Origin of the sequence: Paraburkholderia sp. CNPSo 3274 (assembly GCF_024206475.1) — a bacterium.
GTDB lineage: Bacteria > Pseudomonadota > Gammaproteobacteria > Burkholderiales > Burkholderiaceae > Paraburkholderia.
This window is the reverse complement of the sequence record NZ_JAMBPR010000084.1, coordinates 1-16461: the sequence shown is the minus strand read 5'-3', so window position 1 is coordinate 16461 and position 16461 is coordinate 1. Positions and strand designations below refer to the sequence as shown.

Annotated in this window: 19 protein-coding genes and 1 pseudogene; 17 read left to right on the top strand and 3 right to left on the bottom strand. The window is 62.6% G+C overall.

Annotated features, from left to right (window positions below; genetic code table 11):
- The first annotated feature begins 3 nt into the window (after nucleotides 1-3).
- From M3I54_RS37015 to M3I54_RS36990, 6 genes are all read left to right on the top strand, one after another.
- A complete protein-coding gene (locus M3I54_RS37015) occupies nucleotides 4-525 on the top strand; it encodes a hypothetical protein (protein ID WP_254344716.1) in 522 nt (173 codons plus the stop codon).
- Nucleotides 482-742: a hypothetical protein gene (locus M3I54_RS37010; RefSeq protein ID WP_254316898.1), complete on the top strand. Its 261-nt coding sequence runs from the start codon at nucleotides 482-484 to the stop codon at nucleotides 740-742. The genes M3I54_RS37015 and M3I54_RS37010 overlap by 44 nt, the downstream gene beginning before the upstream one ends.
- Nucleotides 735-1334 (top strand): DUF4400 domain-containing protein, encoded by a 600-nt coding sequence (locus M3I54_RS37005; RefSeq protein ID WP_254316897.1) that lies wholly within the window; start codon nucleotides 735-737, stop codon nucleotides 1332-1334. Before M3I54_RS37010 ends, M3I54_RS37005 begins: the two co-directional genes overlap by 8 nt.
- Before the next feature lie 234 nt (nucleotides 1335-1568).
- Nucleotides 1569-2462 (top strand): ATPase, encoded by an 894-nt coding sequence (locus tag M3I54_RS37000; protein WP_254344714.1) that lies wholly within the window; start codon nucleotides 1569-1571, stop codon nucleotides 2460-2462.
- Between the two features lie 10 nt (nucleotides 2463-2472).
- Complete coding sequence (locus M3I54_RS36995) at nucleotides 2473-4185, top strand: ATP-dependent helicase (protein WP_254344712.1); 1713 nt, start codon at nucleotides 2473-2475, stop codon at nucleotides 4183-4185.
- Nucleotides 4186-4192: 7 nt separating this feature from the next.
- On the top strand, nucleotides 4193-4609 hold the full coding sequence (locus M3I54_RS36990) for a hypothetical protein (protein ID WP_254344710.1): 417 nt from the start codon (nucleotides 4193-4195) through the stop codon (nucleotides 4607-4609).
- Nucleotides 4610-5158: 549 nt separating this feature from the next.
- On the opposite strand, the gene M3I54_RS36985 is transcribed toward M3I54_RS36990, so the two are convergent.
- The 3 genes from M3I54_RS36985 to M3I54_RS36975 form a co-directional block, all read right to left on the bottom strand.
- Complete coding sequence (locus M3I54_RS36985; RefSeq protein WP_254316893.1) at nucleotides 5159-5572, bottom strand: polymer-forming cytoskeletal protein; 414 nt, start codon at nucleotides 5570-5572, stop codon at nucleotides 5159-5161.
- Nucleotides 5573-5585: 13 nt separating this feature from the next.
- Nucleotides 5586-6374 (bottom strand): hypothetical protein, encoded by a 789-nt coding sequence (locus tag M3I54_RS36980; RefSeq protein WP_254344708.1) that lies wholly within the window; start codon nucleotides 6372-6374, stop codon nucleotides 5586-5588.
- Nucleotides 6375-6457: 83 nt separating this feature from the next.
- On the bottom strand, nucleotides 6458-7072 hold the full coding sequence (locus M3I54_RS36975; protein WP_254316891.1) for a DUF1845 domain-containing protein: 615 nt from the start codon (nucleotides 7070-7072) through the stop codon (nucleotides 6458-6460).
- Between the two features lie 643 nt (nucleotides 7073-7715).
- Between M3I54_RS36975 and M3I54_RS36970 the strand changes: the two genes are divergently transcribed.
- The 11 genes and pseudogenes from M3I54_RS36970 to M3I54_RS36920 form a co-directional block, all read left to right on the top strand.
- Nucleotides 7716-7985 carry a hypothetical protein gene (locus M3I54_RS36970; protein WP_254316890.1) on the top strand — a complete coding sequence of 90 codons (270 nt, stop codon included), beginning with the start codon at nucleotides 7716-7718 and terminating at the stop codon, nucleotides 7983-7985.
- Nucleotides 7982-9283 (top strand): hypothetical protein, encoded by a 1302-nt coding sequence (locus tag M3I54_RS36965; protein WP_254316889.1) that lies wholly within the window; start codon nucleotides 7982-7984, stop codon nucleotides 9281-9283. The genes M3I54_RS36970 and M3I54_RS36965 overlap by 4 nt, the downstream gene beginning before the upstream one ends.
- A 109-nt stretch (nucleotides 9284-9392) precedes the next feature.
- Nucleotides 9393-10772, top strand: a complete 1380-nt coding sequence (locus M3I54_RS36960) for a metallophosphatase family protein (RefSeq protein WP_254344706.1) — start codon at nucleotides 9393-9395, stop codon at nucleotides 10770-10772.
- A gap of 241 nt (nucleotides 10773-11013) precedes the next feature.
- Complete coding sequence (locus M3I54_RS36955; RefSeq protein WP_254316887.1) at nucleotides 11014-11544, top strand: hypothetical protein; 531 nt, start codon at nucleotides 11014-11016, stop codon at nucleotides 11542-11544.
- Nucleotides 11532-13853: an SMC family ATPase gene (locus M3I54_RS36950; protein ID WP_254344703.1), complete on the top strand. Its 2322-nt coding sequence runs from the start codon at nucleotides 11532-11534 to the stop codon at nucleotides 13851-13853. Before M3I54_RS36955 ends, M3I54_RS36950 begins: the two co-directional genes overlap by 13 nt.
- Nucleotides 13854-13925: 72 nt before the next feature.
- Entirely contained in the window at nucleotides 13926-14108 is a 183-nt protein-coding gene (locus M3I54_RS36945) for a hypothetical protein (protein ID WP_254344700.1), read from the top strand.
- 56 nt (nucleotides 14109-14164) lie between these two features.
- The gene (locus M3I54_RS36940; RefSeq protein WP_254344698.1) at nucleotides 14165-14365 is read left to right on the top strand and encodes a hypothetical protein; all 201 of its coding nucleotides are present in this window, start codon (nucleotides 14165-14167) and stop codon (nucleotides 14363-14365) included.
- Nucleotides 14366-14635: 270 nt separating this feature from the next.
- Nucleotides 14636-15010, top strand: a complete 375-nt coding sequence (locus tag M3I54_RS36935; protein ID WP_254344696.1) for a hypothetical protein — start codon at nucleotides 14636-14638, stop codon at nucleotides 15008-15010.
- Nucleotides 15011-15023: 13 nt separating this feature from the next.
- Nucleotides 15024-15344, top strand: coding sequence for a GntR family transcriptional regulator (locus M3I54_RS36930; protein WP_254344695.1), 321 nt, complete (start codon nucleotides 15024-15026; stop codon nucleotides 15342-15344).
- Between the two features lie 135 nt (nucleotides 15345-15479).
- Nucleotides 15480-16064, top strand: a complete 585-nt coding sequence (locus M3I54_RS36925) for a hypothetical protein (protein ID WP_254344692.1) — start codon at nucleotides 15480-15482, stop codon at nucleotides 16062-16064.
- Between the two features lie 76 nt (nucleotides 16065-16140).
- Nucleotides 16141-16461, top strand: a pseudogene (locus tag M3I54_RS36920) (hypothetical protein); the annotation flags it as partial.

Below are 16461 nucleotides of genomic sequence, written 5' to 3'. Positions count from 1 at the left end.
GGCATGACTTCCACCGTGTTTAAGAAAATCATTCGCGACTACAAGCTCTCGGGTCATCTCGTCCCGGTGTTCACGCTTGCACCCGAACTGGAACTCGCATGCTCGCGTCTGGCCGACTTCATTGGCGAGCGGTTTGTCGGCGAGAGTGAACCGCTCATGCGCGAAATGCTTGAGGACGGACTGGCTGCGTACAAGCGCGTACGCAAGACCGGCGAGCCACACGTTGCATTCATGCAGGGCCTCTTTAGTCGGTCGCACCTCCTGTACGCGCGTCGATACGTGGCGCGTCAGGGCGAACGACTTTATGTCTGGTCGCCAATGTTTGAACCTGTAACTGTGTTTGAGGCGCGCTTTCCCGATTGCACCACGGAGATGGTCGACGAAGCGTGTCCCGAACGCATCACGCATAAGACCGCCGCCTTCCAGCTTGCCGCGCGCGCGCTCACAGGCGAAGGTTTCCGGCTCTACTTTGAGGACTACGATGTCGCTCACAGCTACCCTGATAGCGCTGCTGTCGGGGCTTGACCCAGACGACGCGCAACGCGCGCTCACGACAGCCGCAGCGCAGGATGACCCCGCCGCACCCGCACCGCGTGAGTTTGCGCGCGGACGGGGCGCCCGGGCGTATGGCCTCGCCATCGTGATCGTCCGCAATCCAGTCCGCTTCTGGTGCGGTATTGCAGGCCTCATCGCGTTCCCCGCGTATCTCTTTTTCCGCGTCGGAGCGTGGCTCTATGGCTAGCAGCCGATTCGTTCGACATGTGAAGTGGTGGTTCTTTGTTGTTCCGCTGCTGGCCAGCGTCCTTCTACCCATCATCCCGGCAGATAGCCTGTTCGCGATCAGCGATGAGGAGTCGCAGTCGGCAGTCCTGGCCTTGGGTGATGAGCGCGCGTCGAGTTCAGTTGACGCGACAAACGTACTGTTTCGGCGGCTCTTCGTGACCACCGGCGCGGTCCAGGCGACACTGAGCGGCGGTGGCGACGGATTTGACGCGGATGGCACCCGGGACTTTGCGCGTGGCTGGGCACGGCATTTCTGGATGCAGACGTACCGCGCGCTCTATCGCGCCATAGTGATGAAGGCGTGGCTCGCGGGAACAGTTGTGCTGTGCATGGCCGGGTGGGTGGACGGCACAATGCGCCGCCGCATACGCGCGGCCGCCGCGGGCTTCGCCAGCCCGCTGTCTTTCCATCTCGCGATGCACGGCATGCTTGTCGTACTGGGCTGTGCGTTTGTCGTCCTTGTGCTGCCGGTGCCGCTCATCGCGCAGTGGTGGACCATACTGGCAATCTTCCTTCCGTTGCTTCTCTGGATTGTCAGTTCGTCGGCCTGACGCGTCCGGCTTAACACTTTCCACTCCAGAAAAGCTCACGAAAAACGTGAGCTTTTTGCATTTAAGCGTTTAGGCGCCTAAACGAGGGCACGTCGTCGCCAGTCCTGCTGCGGTCTATCGCGCGAAAGCCGCTTTATTTCCACGCGTTTTGCCCGCGAGCCCCGCCTGTCCGCCGCAACAATAAGCAAATGCCGCGCGCTGGTGCGCGTGCAACTTTCACAGGAATTCGAAACCATGAGCACCAACAACGAAGACGCTGTCCTTGTCGAAGCGGCGGCATCCGGCACCGGTATCCCTCTCGCGACGACGTCCGAGGCTGAAAACTCGCGCTCCGATGGCACCGCCGTGGTTGGCGCGCCGGGCGTGACGGCTGCAACGGACGGCGCCGACGACGGCGAGCTGGAGACCGAACTGCAGCAGATGGAAAGCGACGCGGCAACGCTGCAGCGCGAAGGCATGATCAGCGACGCGGAGGCCGACGACAAGCGTCAGCAGGTCGAACGCACGCGTCGCTTCTTTCGCGATCTGCCGCCCGCTGAGCGTGCAGTGATCGTCCGCCGCCGCCGCGAAATCGGCCGTCAGCTGCTGGAAAGGCAGCTCTCGGGCGCCGCGATCGTGCCTGCTGCGGTTCGACTGAACCACACGCGCCTGCGGCCGCTTTTCGAGCAGTGGTGGCCGTACCTCAACCGTATGAGCATCAATATGCAACGTTTCGGCGACGCGACCTTTGGCGAGCGCGACAAGGGAAGCGTGAACGCCTGGTTTGAAAAGCAGGTGGAAGCGCTTGAAGCATACGTGGATGAGCAGTTGCAGGTCGCGGACGGTTTTCGCGAGCGGACCGAACGCGAAATGACCCTGCGCGGCGATATCGTGTTCCGTCCTGCCGTCACGAAGCCGTCGCTCGAGATCGAGGTCGAGGCGTTCTCGCGCTTCGCCATGCGCCTGCTGTCCGTCATCACGCGTTTCGACAAGGTGATGGATCAATTCGATTTTCTGGTCTGGAACGGCGTGCGCGACCAGTCCGACGTCGATGAGGAAACCGCGCGTTTTCTACGCAAGTTCCATCCGGTTGGCGTGCGCGGCTACATGACCCATCTGCGCCTGATGACCTCCGTTCGCGGCCTCTGAGTGACGCGCCATGCTCGACGGCCTTAACCCCCGGCAGCTCGAAGTCGCACAGGCACAGCGGCATTGCCTGGCCGTGGCGTGCCCGGGCGCCGGCAAAACGAAAACGATCGCGTCCAAGGCCGCATCACTGCTCGCCGCGCCCGGCAGCAGGGTTGGGGCTGTCACATTCAGCAAGGATGCGGCGATGGAGTTGCGAGATCGCATTCTCACGCTTGCCGGCGCAAGCGCGAAGGCCCGGCTGATCGCCGGTACGTTCCACTCGTTGGGATTCAGGCAGATCGGACGCCCGGGTGGTAAGCGTCGCGACATCGCGTCGGACGGCGACCGCACCGGCCTGCTGATGCGCGTGCTTGCAGAGACCGGTCTGAACTGGAAGGTCGAGGAAGCGGTACCCGTCATCGAGCAACTCAAAACGGGCATCACGCACGCGATCGAGGGGTCGCCCGAGGCTATCCTGTACGGAGCATATGAGGACGCACTCGCGCGAAACGGCAAGATCGACTTCCAGGACATGCTGCGTCTCGCGATCGCTGGCATGGAGTCGGGCGATATCGAACCCTACGCATTCACCGATCTGCTGGTCGACGAGTTCCAGGACACTGACCCACTGCAATACCGCTGGGTGGAATTACATGCTGCCGCCGGCGCGCGCGTGACCGTCGTGGGCGACGACGATCAGAGCATCTATGGGTTCCGCGCAGCGATGGGGTTTCGTGGCATGGAGGGCTTCGCCACGAAATTCGACGCCCAACGCGTCGTCCTCGGCAGCAACTATCGTTGCCGGTCCGAGATCCTCGCCGCTGCCGACCGGCTCATCCAGCACAACACAGACCGGATCGCGAAGGTGCTGCATGCGGAAAAGGGTGCGGGCGGTACCGTCGTGGCTCGCCGGTTCAACGACGAATACGATGACGCCGCGGCCGCCGTCGAGGCGCTGAAGCCGCTGCTCGCCGCCGGGCAGTCGTGCGCGATTCTCTCCCGCACCAACCGGGTGCTGGACCCGATAGAGGCAGTGTGCCGCTCGTATGGCGTGAAGTATTACCGCGCGTCAGGCCGCTCCGTGCTCGACCAGCCCGAGGGCGCGCTCATGCGCAATCTGCTGCAAATCGTCCAGCGGATAAAGCTCAACGGTCTGGACGCGGTACTTGGCTATGCGGGCATGAGCACGCGCGACCTGACGGCCCTGCACAACGCCATGGGTGCGACGCTCGCGCAGAAGCAGAAAAAGGATCTGATCGCGTTTGGCCTGTCCGAGGACACCGCAACGGCCTATCGTGGTTTCATGAAGCGCCTTGCAGAATGGCAGGCGCTATGCGAGAGGCAGTTCTATTCACTCGCGCTTGAGGGCGTGCGGGAGTGGATGATGCTGTACGTGCGCAAGGAAGCCGCGGAGCGCGCGATCCTCGCGACCTACGACGTGATTTCCCGCCTGAATGGCTCTTTCAGCGAACGCATCGAGTTCCTGAAGCGGGCGAACAACGAGCCGGCGCCGGATGCGCTGGTCTTAACCACGATGCACAGCTCCAAGGGTCTCGAGTGGGACCATGTGTGGATCACGCGGTCGGAGGAGAACGTGGTGCCCGACCAGAAAAGCCCTGAATCGGAGGAGCGGCGACTGTTCTACGTCGCGATGACACGCGCCCGCGAAACACTCACGATCACTTCGATCCGCAAGAATCCACCCACACGTTTCATCCACGAATCGCAGGTGCCCGAGGTCTGAATGTTATGTGTATTACTTCGCCTGCCGTTCGACGCAGGGTAAGGGGGAAAGCGTGACAGAAGCCGGGATCGGGCAGGCGCCTGAGTGGTTTGCAAGCTGGTTCACTTCGAAATTCAATGTGGCGGTGCCTGAGGCGTTCGCCGCCTATCTCGCTAAGCATCCGAACGGCCTCTGCTCGCAAGCAGGCTCGCTGTGGAAAGCGGACGAGATCGTCGACGCGACCGAAGAGCGCGATCTGCAAGACAAAGGCGTCTGCATGATCGGTACGACAGCGTTCGAAGCGATTTTTATTCTTCGCGCCCGTGATGGCCGTGTGTTTGCCGTCGACAAGTTTGACTACGCTCAGGTCGATGCGTGGTTTTCTGATCTCGACTCGTGTATTTGCCTGCTGGATTTTGAGGAGGCGCCGGCTCCACAGGGATGAGAAGCCGGAAGCTGGCTGATGATTTCGCTCGTGCTAGGATTTCCCCCAACACTGGAGGGAAAGCGATGGCTGTGCACGCTATAACGGCGGTTCGGGTGGGTGGGAATCCGGAAAGGGTTACACACGTGCTTTGGGGGCAGGTGTCCGTGAGCGGAGACCAATTTGAGGTCACACCGCACGCATCGCCTGTAATCGAAGTGGTAGACGCACTGGCTAAGGGCGACACCGTCGTAACGGTCTTTCCGCTGGATGGGCAGCGCGTCGCAGGTCCGGAAGTCCGCTCTGTCGTCGACGACGCCGGACGCCAAAGCATCGAGACGGTGGCCACTGATTCCGATGGGGGCCGAAGGCTAACGGACCTGCCACGGCTTGATCACGAATAAGGCGCTCGTCGTGTCGACTTTATCGGTTGGAGTTTACCCCCCCGCACTCACGACCCGGCGCCGAATCCGTCCCCCAGACTCCCGTCGTCTGAACACATAGGTGGGCCTGTCATGTGTTTCACATTGGAGACAATGACTGCGCCTAACGGTTAATACGACGACGAGATTACGCTGAGCCGGTTGATGCTCGCGGGAGGTGCTGGACGTTCGAGTTCTCGGGCGCGACCGCGCCGTCTATTGTGAGTTCGCGCGCGACGCGTTTCAGCTGACCTTCGAGCGAGGCGCGCTCGCCAAGCCTGATGGTCCCGCAGTAGAAAATGTTCCCTCTCACGCGGCCGTTGATCTCCAGCGAACCGCGTGCGCGCAGGTCGCCCTCGACCGTGCCGTCGATGCGCACGTGCTCGCCCTCGATCTGACCTTTCACCAGCCCGCCTGCGCCGACATGGAGCAGCCCTTCGTTGCTGATCAGGTTTCCGTCGACGATCCCGAATAGGCTAACGCCGTGGTCGAGGATCAAATTTCCCTCGATCGTGGAACCGGGCGCGAGAAGCGTGACATTGAGCGTGTGTTGCGATTTCATGGTCCGGTGTCCTTCAGAAGAGTTGTACGTCGCCGTTGCGCTGCCCCGGTGCTGCCGGAGACTTCGCGGTTTCGACGCTCGGTTGCTGCTCCGTTCGCGCCGGTGAGGTGTGAGGGCGGCCCACGTGACGCACGACTGGTCGCGGCGCCGGTTGATCTTCCTTGGGCTGGGCAGGAGTTACAGCAGCATTCGGCGCGGCAGCCGGCACCGGTTTGACTGCTGCCGGCGCGCTCGTTTGAGGTTGCGGCACCTGCACGACGTGCTGGCGCAGCGGGGAGGCAAGCGCCTTCTGTTCGTCCGGTGCGCTCGCCGACATCATGGGACTCGTCGGCACGCTTTCACGGGTTTGGGGCGCCTGCCGGAGCACGGTGGCCGGATCAACGGCGGCGCTCCAGTTAGCACGACCAGGCCCCGTGAGCAGGTCCTGCGATGTTAGGGCTGGCGCCGATGCGGCCGGCACGGAAGCCTCGGTCGGAATATCCACTCTCGCCGAGGAAGTGGCGTGCAGGTCCGTTGAAGCTGCAACGTGAGAGCGATCGCCGTGGACTAACGGAATGAGGCGGGCCACGCCCATGCCCAGTAAGCCACAGACGGCAGCGCCGCCCGCAACCATAAGCGCCGTGCGGCCAAGCCGCCAACGCGCATTCCACGCCCGCCGCACGGCCGACGTGCTGGCCGCAGGTTCGTGCGCAAGCAGCAGCGGCGCGGGCAGGGCCTTGACCTGATTTTCCAGGTCGATGACAAAGTGTTCGCGGGCAAAGCGCGCATGCAGCGCGTGAACCTCGCGAAGGTCGATTTCCATGGACGTTCTCCTCACTGGGGTACTGTCGAGCGTAGCCGTCCGGCGTGGAAGTCAAGCCGGAACAATCAGCCGTCTTGCGGGGGTCAGCCTTCGCGGCGCGTGCCGTCGAAGTCGTACTCTTCGTTGTCGGGCACGCACAGCAGCGTGATGCGATTGAGTTTCTTCTCGGCGTTTGCCAGTGTGGCCGTGCATCGCTCCTGGCTAAGCAGGTGCGATGCGTGGGCCGACCATGCGCGGGCGAACAGGCGCTCGTACTGGGTCAGGCACCGGACAAGCTGGCCGGCGAGCGGACGTTTGACTTCGAGTTCAATCGTCTCGTACCGTCGCGGGAGATGGCGAGCGCCGAGCTGCTCGGTCCATACGATCGCCTTCGTGAACCACTCGGTCGTCTCCCGGATAGCGTGGTCGAGCGCGCGCAGCTTGCCGTCTCGAGCGACCGAAATCTTTGAGGCGCAAAAGTTGTAGTCCGAACGGAGAAATGTCCGGACGAAAATGGAGCTGTACTTCAGCGTCGTCACCTGGGCGGAATCCGGGATGATCTTCGCGTAGCGTGTATCGCTCGTCAGGCGCTCGATGGGTTTGAGCCCGGTGCCTGAAGGAACAGCGGTGAGCGGGGCGGGTGCGTCGGGCGCCCCGCCCTGTGCCGCGTTGCCGGGGGTTTCCTCCGGTTGCGGCGCAGTTTCAAGAACGGCGGCCATGATGTTGTTCGGGTGTGGTCTCTCTCACCTGTCATTGTGTTCCTGATTCGTCTGCAGATTTCCGGCAAAAGCTGCACGATATTGGCCACCATTCCAGGCACACACCCACGTTTTTTTGGCGATACTGACTCCATTGCTCGCGTCTCCTGACGCATCGACCTCGACTCCGTAGCCCGGAGTCCATCTTCTGCCTCAAGTCGTGCCTTTACGGCATGCTCCGACCAGCTGGCTGCTGGTGTGGAATATCTCTCGTGCTGAGCGGCTCGCCACCTGCTCCCCTCTCGTCAGTCGTGATACTCGTCGCCGGCCGCATTCATTTGCGCCGCGACATCGTTCGAGCCCGGATATTCGGGTGTCTCTCTCCAGACCCATCTGGGTAGAACGATCGAAGTGGACTGACCCGTGAACCTGCGGCGAAAACTCATGTTTTCGGAAAAGGGCTGTTCGCGCGACGTGATCATGTCGCGCCGGGAACGACCTAACGTTCCCTGCTATGAGCCTCACGGCTCCCTGTGCGCCACGTCCCCGAAAGGGACGTGGCGCATGGGTCATCTTTATCCGAATCCAGAACGCGTTCCTCTTGCCAGGGGAGCGCGTTTTTTTTCGTCCTGTGTTTTTACATTCCCTGTCTGGAGACGCTCCCATGCTTCTTCCCAATGGCCTTGACCAGCGCATCGCCGACACGATCAGCAGCACGATCGAAAGCGAACGCGCGACTACCGACACCACAACGGGCGCCTGGCGCGCGCGCTGTGAGGTCGCCCAGATCGCGATGCTTGCCGACGGCGAGCGCCGCGTTTTCCTGTCCCATATCGCCACACGCCGCGGAGAGGCGGCGGCATCGAACCTGGAGCAGTCGGCCAGCGAGATGCGCACCTCGGCGATCTTCTTTCTTGCGAGGAAACCCTCATGAACGCTGTTGTTCCGTTGGGCGCTGCGCCCGTGCGCAGCATCGTCGAGGAGCGTGCCCCACGCGCCCCCGTCATCGGCCGGATTCGTCCCGGCATCAAGGTCCTGACGTCTGCCGCGAGGCAAAACGAACAGGCAGTCAAGCTCTACGAGCAACTCGTCGCTGCTGGCGAGTCATTCGAGAAAATCGGCGACGAGATCGAGCGGCGCTGCAAGCTCAGAAACGCGCTCGCACCGCGCAACGTCCCGTACTTCACCTGCCGTCGATCCGACTTCACCAACCCGGATGTGGCCGACGAAATCCTGCGCCTCTATGGCGAGGATCGCGGCGACGGTCGGAAGCTCTATCGTTTCCCCGTTGTCTTCGCCTTCAACGACTGGATGGCCAACATCCCGAACGAGATGGCGACGTGGGGCACGACCGGGCGGAAGTTCTTCTCCGAGTACGGCGCCGATGGCACACGCTTCTGCAAGCAGTACGAAAAGCCGGAACGCGACGTACGGGCCCAGCGGGCGCAACGCAATTTCGGACCCCGTTCGATCATGCTGCGGCAGGACAACGCGATACCCGACGGCGTGTGCAATCCGCAGGGGTGCCCGCAGTATCAGGCGCGGCAATGCAACCTCTCGGCGCGCTTCATCTTCGCGGTCCCCGAGATCAAGGGGCTCGGCCTCATCGAGCTACCGACGAACTCGATCTACGTGCTCCAGAAAGCGTATTCGGCGATGCAAACCGTGGCGCTAGCGCGGGGCAAGCTCACCGGCACGCGGTTCTGGATCTCGAAGCGCGAATTTGAGATCACGCGAATCAACGAGCAAAGCGAGCCAGTGCGTCAGATGCAGATGCTCACCGTGCTCGACGCGGATATCGACATCAGTGCGTTGCTCGACGGCGCGGAAGATCATCCGCCGGCGATCGCTGTTGCGTCGGAGGCTGCGGCGCTGCTTGAGGGTGCGACCAACGTGTACCCGCTCACGCCAGCAGGAGGGCCAGCAGGTGCCGCGAGCGATGCTCATGAGGTTGTCGAGGGACTCGGCTTGCAGCCATCCGGGTCGCCGACAGCGGAAACGCTTGAAGAAAAGCGCGACCGCATGTCGGACTTGCTCAGCCGCCTCGGACTGAGCGTGGAGGACCGGCAGCGCGACTTCCGGGTCTTCGCTCACGCAACTTACGGCAGAGGCTGGGTACAACGCCTCGCCGACGTCGACGGCATGAACGCTCGTCTCGAAGGCGCACTCGAGAATCGCGAAAAGCTTGATCGCGAAATCGAGAGTGCGGTTCGTGCGGCGATGCGTGACTGACCATGGCCGGCCCCTCGCAGGGCTGACTGACTCTTCCTTCGCCGTACGACGGCGTTCATCCCATTGAGGCTGCCATCCGGCGGCCACTTTTCGTTTACGGAGGTGCGTCTTGAAGATCGCACATTTTTCTGACCTGCATTACTCGCCTGAGCGACTCGACGAAGCGGACCGCTGTTTCAGTTCCGCTACTCACGACGCGATCATGCGAGGTGCGCGCGTAGCTGTCGTGTCCGGTGATTCGACTGACCATCGACTCGACGCTCATTCACCGGCGCTCGTCACGCTCGCGCGTCGGATTCACCGTCTCGCGGCCTCGATGCCCGTGATCATGCTGCAGGGCACGTTCTCGCATGAGCCACCCGGTACGCTGGACATTTTTGCGCTCATGGGCTCGACCAACGAGGTGTTCATCGCAAGCCGCATCCAGCAGGTTGCGTTTGCGAATGGACGCTTCCTCGCATCGGCGGGGCCGTTGTTCAACGAACGCGAATTCGCGCAGGTAGTGGCGATGCAACCCGACGCCGTTTTCACCTGTCTGCCGACCGTCAATAAAGGGCAGTTCGCAGCGAGTGTTGGCGCACTCGTCGCGGCGACGGATCTCGGCGACGTACTCTCGACGTATCTGGCAGCGTCGGGGCAGGTGAATGCGCGTCTGCGTGAAGCAGGCATCGCGACTGTGGGCATCTCGCACGGTACGATAGTCGGCTGCGAAACGGAGCACGGTGTCACGATGGCGGGGCTCGATCACGAGTTCTCGCTCTCGGCGCTCTTCGACGCGCAGTGCTCGGCGTTCATGCTCGGTCATATCCACAAGTTCCAGTCATGGGAGCGCGGTGGGTCGTTGATCGCGTATGCGGGATCGATCGGTCGCTTTCACTTCGGCGAGCAGGGCGAGAAGGGTTACCTGCTATGGGAAGTGGATACCCATTCGGCCTCGGCTGAACTGGTCCCAACGCCCGCGCGCCGCATGCTTTGCATCGACTTTGATGGTCCGCCCGACATGGAACGACTCGCGCAGTTTGCGAGCGATGCTGGCGACGCGTTTGTGCGCGTTCGCTGGCAGGTCGATGAGGAGCACCGGCAGTCGGTCGACCGTGCTGCAATTGAAGCAATGTTCGCGAACGCGCAGGGCGTGAAGCTCGAACCCCGCATTCTCCCGGTCGTGCGCAGTCGCGCACAGGGCATCAGCCTGGAGACATCGGTCGACGCAAAGCTCGGCAGGTGGTGTGAAGTCGCCGACGTGAACGCGGCACCGGTTCTCGAGCGTCTGCAACTGCTCGATACCGGCGATGCGAACGCGATCGCCGACGCCGTGATGGCGCAACTCGACCAGTCGCCAGCGGCCACACCGCTGGCACTTGTCGCGGGCACGCCGTCCGATGCGGTCCGGCCGGACGGTTCTCGTGTCGTTGTCTCGCCCGCGTCCAGCGTGAGCGGGAACACAGGCGAGGCTCTCGACTGGCTGGAAGGCGATCTCTTTGCGGCTTAAGCAGGCAACATTAGTCGCCAACCAGTGGGCGGGGCCCGTACGGCCCGCTCACTCGTGGACACAGCTGTGTCCCGCCAGTGCGCTCGCGGTTTCTCGATGAGCGCACTGCCGGAACAAGGTTCACCCGCGCCACCGGCGCATCGATCGCAGCAACTGCTGCATCCATTTTCTTTTTTGACCCTGACGGGGAGCGATCTCCCGAAGGGGGTGCACTCCGTCCTTTTACTCTGGAGTGTTCCCCATGTTTGGTCTTTATCCCGCTGGTCCCGACTGGGTCCAGCATTTCAATGCAACGTCTCCCGCACGCGAGATCCAGCAGCTTCTCGTGAAGCACGCCGGATTTACTGCGGGGCTTTTCCATCAACCCTACGGTCCCGCGCGCGGTGCCGTGATTGCGGTCCGCCACGGCTTTGTCGTGATGGTCCATGAAGATGACGCCGCCGAGCTTGAGCTCGTCGTGGCGCCTGACGTCGAGATGACGAATCTGCTCTGGTCGCATAGCCACGGCTATGCGAGCCAGTGGTCACCTCGCGAACTGAAAGCGCTCACGGCGTGTGACAGCTGGGAACAACTGCTGAAACTGGCAGGTACCCGGTTTCGCGCGGCCTGCACGGCGCTCGAACGCGCCATTGACGGCACGATCGTGCCGGCACCTGAGCCGATCGATCCGGTGATCGCCGCGCCGTTCCCTGACGATGACGATGTGCCCTGGCTGCCGTCCGACTACCTGCACGACTCGCCGGTCGGGGAGGGTATGCCATGCGACCGCTGATCCTCACGCTCGAAGGGTTTATCGGTGTGCGCGACGGGATGAAGCGCGACAGCGTGACTCTCGACCTGCAGGCGTTGCCAACGGGGCTGATTGCGCTCAAGGGCGCAAACGGCGCAGGGAAATCCACCCTCATGGACAACCTGCACCCGTACCGCATCATGCCTTCGCACGCCGCGAAGCTCTCCGTCGACGCCTTCTCGTACTGGGACCACCTCTGTGGCGTCCAGGCGCAGAAGATCTTCGAATGGGAGCACGCCAACGTGCGCTACCGCTCAACGTTCGCCTTCCGCAAGCCAGGCAAGACCGGCAAGGCGGAGTACTTCCTCGCATGGCTCGACAGGGCCGGATTCTGGCAGCCGTTTGTGGCGACCGATGGCACACGTTCTGACGGCAAGGCGGACACCTATGACCGCTGTGTCGAATCCGTGTGCGGCTCGCTCGAATCGTTTTTTACGAGCGTGTTCTCCGCGCAAAACCGGCGACCGCTTGCGTCCTACAACGCAGGCGAGATCAAGTCGCTGCTGGCCGAACTGCTGCACATCGACCATCTACGCACACTTTCGGCGAAAGCTGCGGACGTCGCGAAGATCCTTGGTGGCAAGCTCGATGGCATCCAGCGCGAACTCGCGTCCCTGTCCCTGAAGCGCGATTCGCTCGCGCAGATGGAACGGGCGATCACAACGGACGCAGAGTCGATCGCAACTGCACGGCGCGAGCGCGAGGGCCTTCTGGCCACCGCGCAGACGCTCGGGCAGCAGCGCGCCACGCTCGCGGCAAAGCAGGCCGAGTCGGCAACGGCAGAGGCACGCCTGCGCGAACTGGCGAAGCAGCGCGGTGACACGCAAAAGTCTCTCGCATCCATCCAGTCGGATGCGACAGAACTGACGCGGCGCCTCAACGATCGACGCACGACGCTCGTGAAGGGCATCGCCGCACATGAGACGACACTAGCTCAGCGTGCTTCGATCGAAGGCGCGCAGGCGCAATGTGATCAGGCGCAGCTGGAGATCGGAAGGCTGGAGGCGCAGCTTCAAGCGCTTCAATCCGAGATCGCCGGCCTCGAGCCGAAGCAGACGGCGTTGACCGAAGCAAATGCGGCCCTCGAAGGGCTGCAGGCGCAAGGGTCAACGAAGGCTGCGCTGCTCACGACGCTGCAACAGCAAGCCGCCGTTGTAGACCAGGTTCCGTGCGCTGGCCATGCCATGCATGCGACCTGTCCGCTGCTAGCCCAGGCGCGTGATGCGTCGGGGCGGGCTGGTGAACAGCGCATCGCAGTCGAAGCACTTCGCAGGAGCTATCGCGAGAAGAAGGCGCTTGCTGATGATCTGACTCCCGTCGTGGCACGCCTTGCGCCCCTACGCGAACAGCTTCGTTTGGCCAACGTGGCACTCACGTCGGCCCGGCGCGCTTTCGAGTCAGCCACTGCTCTCGCCGCACGCAAGCCGCTTCTCGAAGCAGCCGCGAACGGCATGGCACAGGCAAAGGCGGATCTTTCCGACGTCGATGTGCAACTGGTGCAGGTCGCTGAACGCCGGGAGGCCGAAACGACGCGCCTGCAGGCGGTGCTGCGCGATATCGATGCCGAAACTTCAAGGCTCTCAGCTTTCGATGTCACGGCCGCAATCGGGGAACTCGACCGGCAACTGCTCGCAAACCGGGAGGCCAGCACGGCTCTCGATGCGCGTATCGAGGCGCTCATCCGTCAGCACGCAACGCGTGAAACACAGCGCGAGGCAATGAAGGCGGAACTGGATGGCTTTGGTGCGACGCAGGAGAGGGCGGTACGCCTGTCCGACGAAATCGCGAACTGGAAGCTGCTGGCAAAGGGGCTCGGCAATGACGGCGTCATAGCACTGACGATCGACGATGCTGGCCCCGCGCTCACGCAGACGGTCAATGACCTGCTGCTTGCGTGCTATGGCCCGCGCTTCACCGTCGCGATTCGCACGCAACGCGAGCTCGCGTCGGGCGATCTGCGTGAAGGCTTCGAGATTCTTGTCCATGACGCCGACAACGACAGCACCAAGGCCGTATCGGTGATGTCGGGTGGGCAGAAGGTATGGATCAACGAGAGCCTGACTCGTGGCATTGCGCTGTATCTCGCGCGCAATGCGGGGCAACCGTGCCAGACGTTGTTCAGCGACGAATCAGACGGCCCGCTGGACCCCGTGCGAAAGGTGCAGTTCATGAAGATGAAACGCGAGGTCCTCCGGCAAGGCGGATACGAGCGGGAATTCTTTATCTCGCAGACACCTGATCTTGTTCTCGAGGCCGATGGCGTCATCGATGTAGAAGCGCTGGCCGCATGACTTTTCTTTTAACCCTTGTGGGGAGCGAATCCCCGCAAGGGGCGCTCCTCGTCTCAATCCCGAGGAGCAACCATGTTGAAGAAGCAATCTTCCGTTGTTAGCTGCATCACGCGCTCGGCCCGTGCGGCATCTCCGCGCGCGGGTCGCGAGCACGTCTACACGCTCAACGGCTCGCGCCTGCGCGACGTCTTCGTGGACGGGCAGTGGATCACGGTTTCCATATCCGATCCCGCAGTTCAACGCGCAGCCGCGTGATCTCTTTCGCCGCCCCTAACGGGGGCGGCGCATCTTTCTTTTCTGGAGTCAAACTCATGATGAATTTTTTGATGCTGCTCGTCGCAGCAGCCGGCACCTCGACCCTCGGCGCGTGCACGCACGCGCAACTCCGGCCCCAGGCAGAAACGCCGGTGATCGTTGTGCATTCGCCGAAGGGCGAGCAGGGCGATTTCCGCATCTGTGACGACGGGCGCGTGCTGGTCTATCCGGCGAGCCACCCGAAGTCCTGTACCTGACGCGCTCTCGCGCTCTTTCCGATAAGGCCCCAGTCCCTTTCAGGGGCCGGGGCCTTCGTCCTTCTGAACGGAGGCCCTATGAAACGACAGATTGTTATCGCAACCGTCGCGGCTTCGCTCGTCGCTGCGGTGTGCCTGTGCGCGGTATCGGTGTATGCCGGGCCGCGCCCATCACTGGCTAGCGTCGGACGAGCGAACTGAATTCCACTCGAACCCAGCGGGGCGTCAACACCCCGCTGGGGGACACGCTCCGCCTTCTGGAACCTGAAGATGACTTACTCCTGCAACCAATTCTCTGAAGACATCGTGCGCTGCCTCATCGATGCCGAAGTGGTTGACGCCGTCGCCTTGTCGGACCCCGACATGGGTAGACAGGCCGACGCTGCGATCGCCGGGATCGTCGCTGCCGGACAGGCAACGCGTGCTGCACGCTTCATCTCGCTCGTTCTCTCGAGCGACGAATCGCGCGCCGCGCTCGCCGCCACCGGCGATGGCGCCTTCGCCGACGCGCTTAGCCTGGCGGACGCTATTGCGTCCCAGCGCGTGCTTGAACTCCCGTCGGCGCGCGCAAACTTTGCTGCGTTCGTTGAAGCGCTGCCTCACGGCGGCGAGTGGGCGAAGCAGATTCGCCTGCGTTCGGTGTAGGATGCGCGTCACCATGTTTTCGGCGAGCAACTCTTACCCCAGCGCGGCCCCGCCGCCCACGGCCCATCGGCGCGATCAACTGAAATGGCGACCGGACTTTACGCGGATTCGCGGAAAGATCTACGTCGCTGTCGCAGACCAGATTGAACAGGCTATACGCTCCGGCCTCTTCCAGCCGGGCGACGCACTCCCCACGCAGCGGAGCATTGCTGACGATCTGGGCTTTCATCTGAACACCATCAACGCCGCGTTCCGTGAAGTGGCACGCCGCGGCCTTATCGAAAGTCGTACTCGTCGCGGTTCGATCGTTTCCGTTGGGTCCGCTGCGGTCTGAGCGTCATCGCCGCGCCCACCGTTGTCGCGGTACCGATCGCACTTCTTTAACTCGCGGCCTGACCCGCGCCATTTTTCCCTCATAGGGCAACGCCCCGCGAGGGAGTTGCCCTGTCTTTTTCCAGGAGCAACTCGCGTGAGCAACGAACAGATTGATGGCATCGCCCCGGGCATGCCCGTCCTTCAAACGAACGCGCATCTAGGCGACAGCCTTGTTGTTCGCGCCGGCATACCGCATCGGGGCGGCAAGCTCGCTTTACATGCGTTCAACGAAGGATACGCCGCGATGGTGTCGGCGAATGCCTTCTGGAACCCCGTACGGCGGGCGTTTCACATTCCCGAGGCGACGGACCTTACGGAACTGGACTTCGCCCTCGATAGCGCTGGCTTCACGGCCATGCAACTGTGGAAGGCGCGCGGCGATCAGGCCGGGATCGCCGGGGTGTACCCGTGGAGTTACGAGCAGTACGTCGAACTCGCGTCGTTCTGTGGCGCATCGTGGTACGCACAACCGGACATGTGCTGCGAACCCGAAATATCGACTGATCGAGAGGTGATCGACTATCGAATTCGGGCAACAGCGACGATGCTGGAAGGGACCTTACGTGTCGTGTTCGCGTGGCAGGAGCAACTCTCGCGCGACCATGACAGTCGAACCGTGAGCAATCTTGTTCGCGTACCGGTGCCGGTAGTACAGGGCTTACGTCGACGCGTTAAATGACAAGTCCAGATCGTGGGAGCGGCTCGAGGCATATGCAGCAGAGCAGGCGCTGAGCCCGCTCCTATCACTCGCGCAGATGCTCTATTTCAAGCCATGGACTCCTCTCAACAAGAAGATGACGGAGATCGACGCTCTCGTATGGCCGGAGAGGAAGGCACGCAGCGCGCTCCTGCTGTTCGTCGCCGACGAGATTCGTGCAGGCGTTGCAATAAAGAAAACAAGCATGGGCGAGTGTGTGGTGTGCCCTGAAAAGGGTATCCGCGCCGGAGGCCGCGATCAGCGACTGACGCAGCCCCCTTACTGGGTGCTCAGCGTGGTCGACCGCGATCGCGACGGCAACCCGCGCGTTCGGGAAGCGTTCGCGCAGCACGCGTATTCGTTCGCGCGTCCTGTACCT

Coding starts and splice junctions, on each gene's coding strand:
- M3I54_RS36985 (WP_254316893.1), bottom strand. CDS start 5,572: ATGAAATCGCAACACACGCTCAATGTCACGCTTCTCGCGCCCGGTTCC.
- M3I54_RS37010 (WP_254316898.1), top strand. CDS start 482: ATGTCGCTCACAGCTACCCTGATAGCGCTGCTGTCGGGGCTTGACCCA.
- M3I54_RS36980 (WP_254344708.1), bottom strand. CDS start 6,374: ATGGAAATCGACCTTCGCGAGGTTCACGCGCTGCATGCGCGCTTTGCC.
- M3I54_RS36970 (WP_254316890.1), top strand. CDS start 7,716: ATGCTTCTTCCCAATGGCCTTGACCAGCGCATCGCCGACACGATCAGC.
- M3I54_RS37015 (WP_254344716.1), top strand. CDS start 4: ATGACTTCCACCGTGTTTAAGAAAATCATTCGCGACTACAAGCTCTCG.
- M3I54_RS36950 (WP_254344703.1), top strand. CDS start 11,532: ATGCGACCGCTGATCCTCACGCTCGAAGGGTTTATCGGTGTGCGCGAC.
- M3I54_RS37000 (WP_254344714.1), top strand. CDS start 1,569: ATGAGCACCAACAACGAAGACGCTGTCCTTGTCGAAGCGGCGGCATCC.
- M3I54_RS36955 (WP_254316887.1), top strand. CDS start 11,014: ATGTTTGGTCTTTATCCCGCTGGTCCCGACTGGGTCCAGCATTTCAAT.
- M3I54_RS37005 (WP_254316897.1), top strand. CDS start 735: ATGGCTAGCAGCCGATTCGTTCGACATGTGAAGTGGTGGTTCTTTGTT.
- M3I54_RS36975 (WP_254316891.1), bottom strand. CDS start 7,072: ATGGCCGCCGTTCTTGAAACTGCGCCGCAACCGGAGGAAACCCCCGGC.
- M3I54_RS36935 (WP_254344696.1), top strand. CDS start 14,636: ATGACTTACTCCTGCAACCAATTCTCTGAAGACATCGTGCGCTGCCTC.
- M3I54_RS36930 (WP_254344695.1), top strand. CDS start 15,024: ATGTTTTCGGCGAGCAACTCTTACCCCAGCGCGGCCCCGCCGCCCACG.
- M3I54_RS36945 (WP_254344700.1), top strand. CDS start 13,926: ATGTTGAAGAAGCAATCTTCCGTTGTTAGCTGCATCACGCGCTCGGCC.
- M3I54_RS36995 (WP_254344712.1), top strand. CDS start 2,473: ATGCTCGACGGCCTTAACCCCCGGCAGCTCGAAGTCGCACAGGCACAG.
- M3I54_RS36965 (WP_254316889.1), top strand. CDS start 7,982: ATGAACGCTGTTGTTCCGTTGGGCGCTGCGCCCGTGCGCAGCATCGTC.
- M3I54_RS36940 (WP_254344698.1), top strand. CDS start 14,165: ATGATGAATTTTTTGATGCTGCTCGTCGCAGCAGCCGGCACCTCGACC.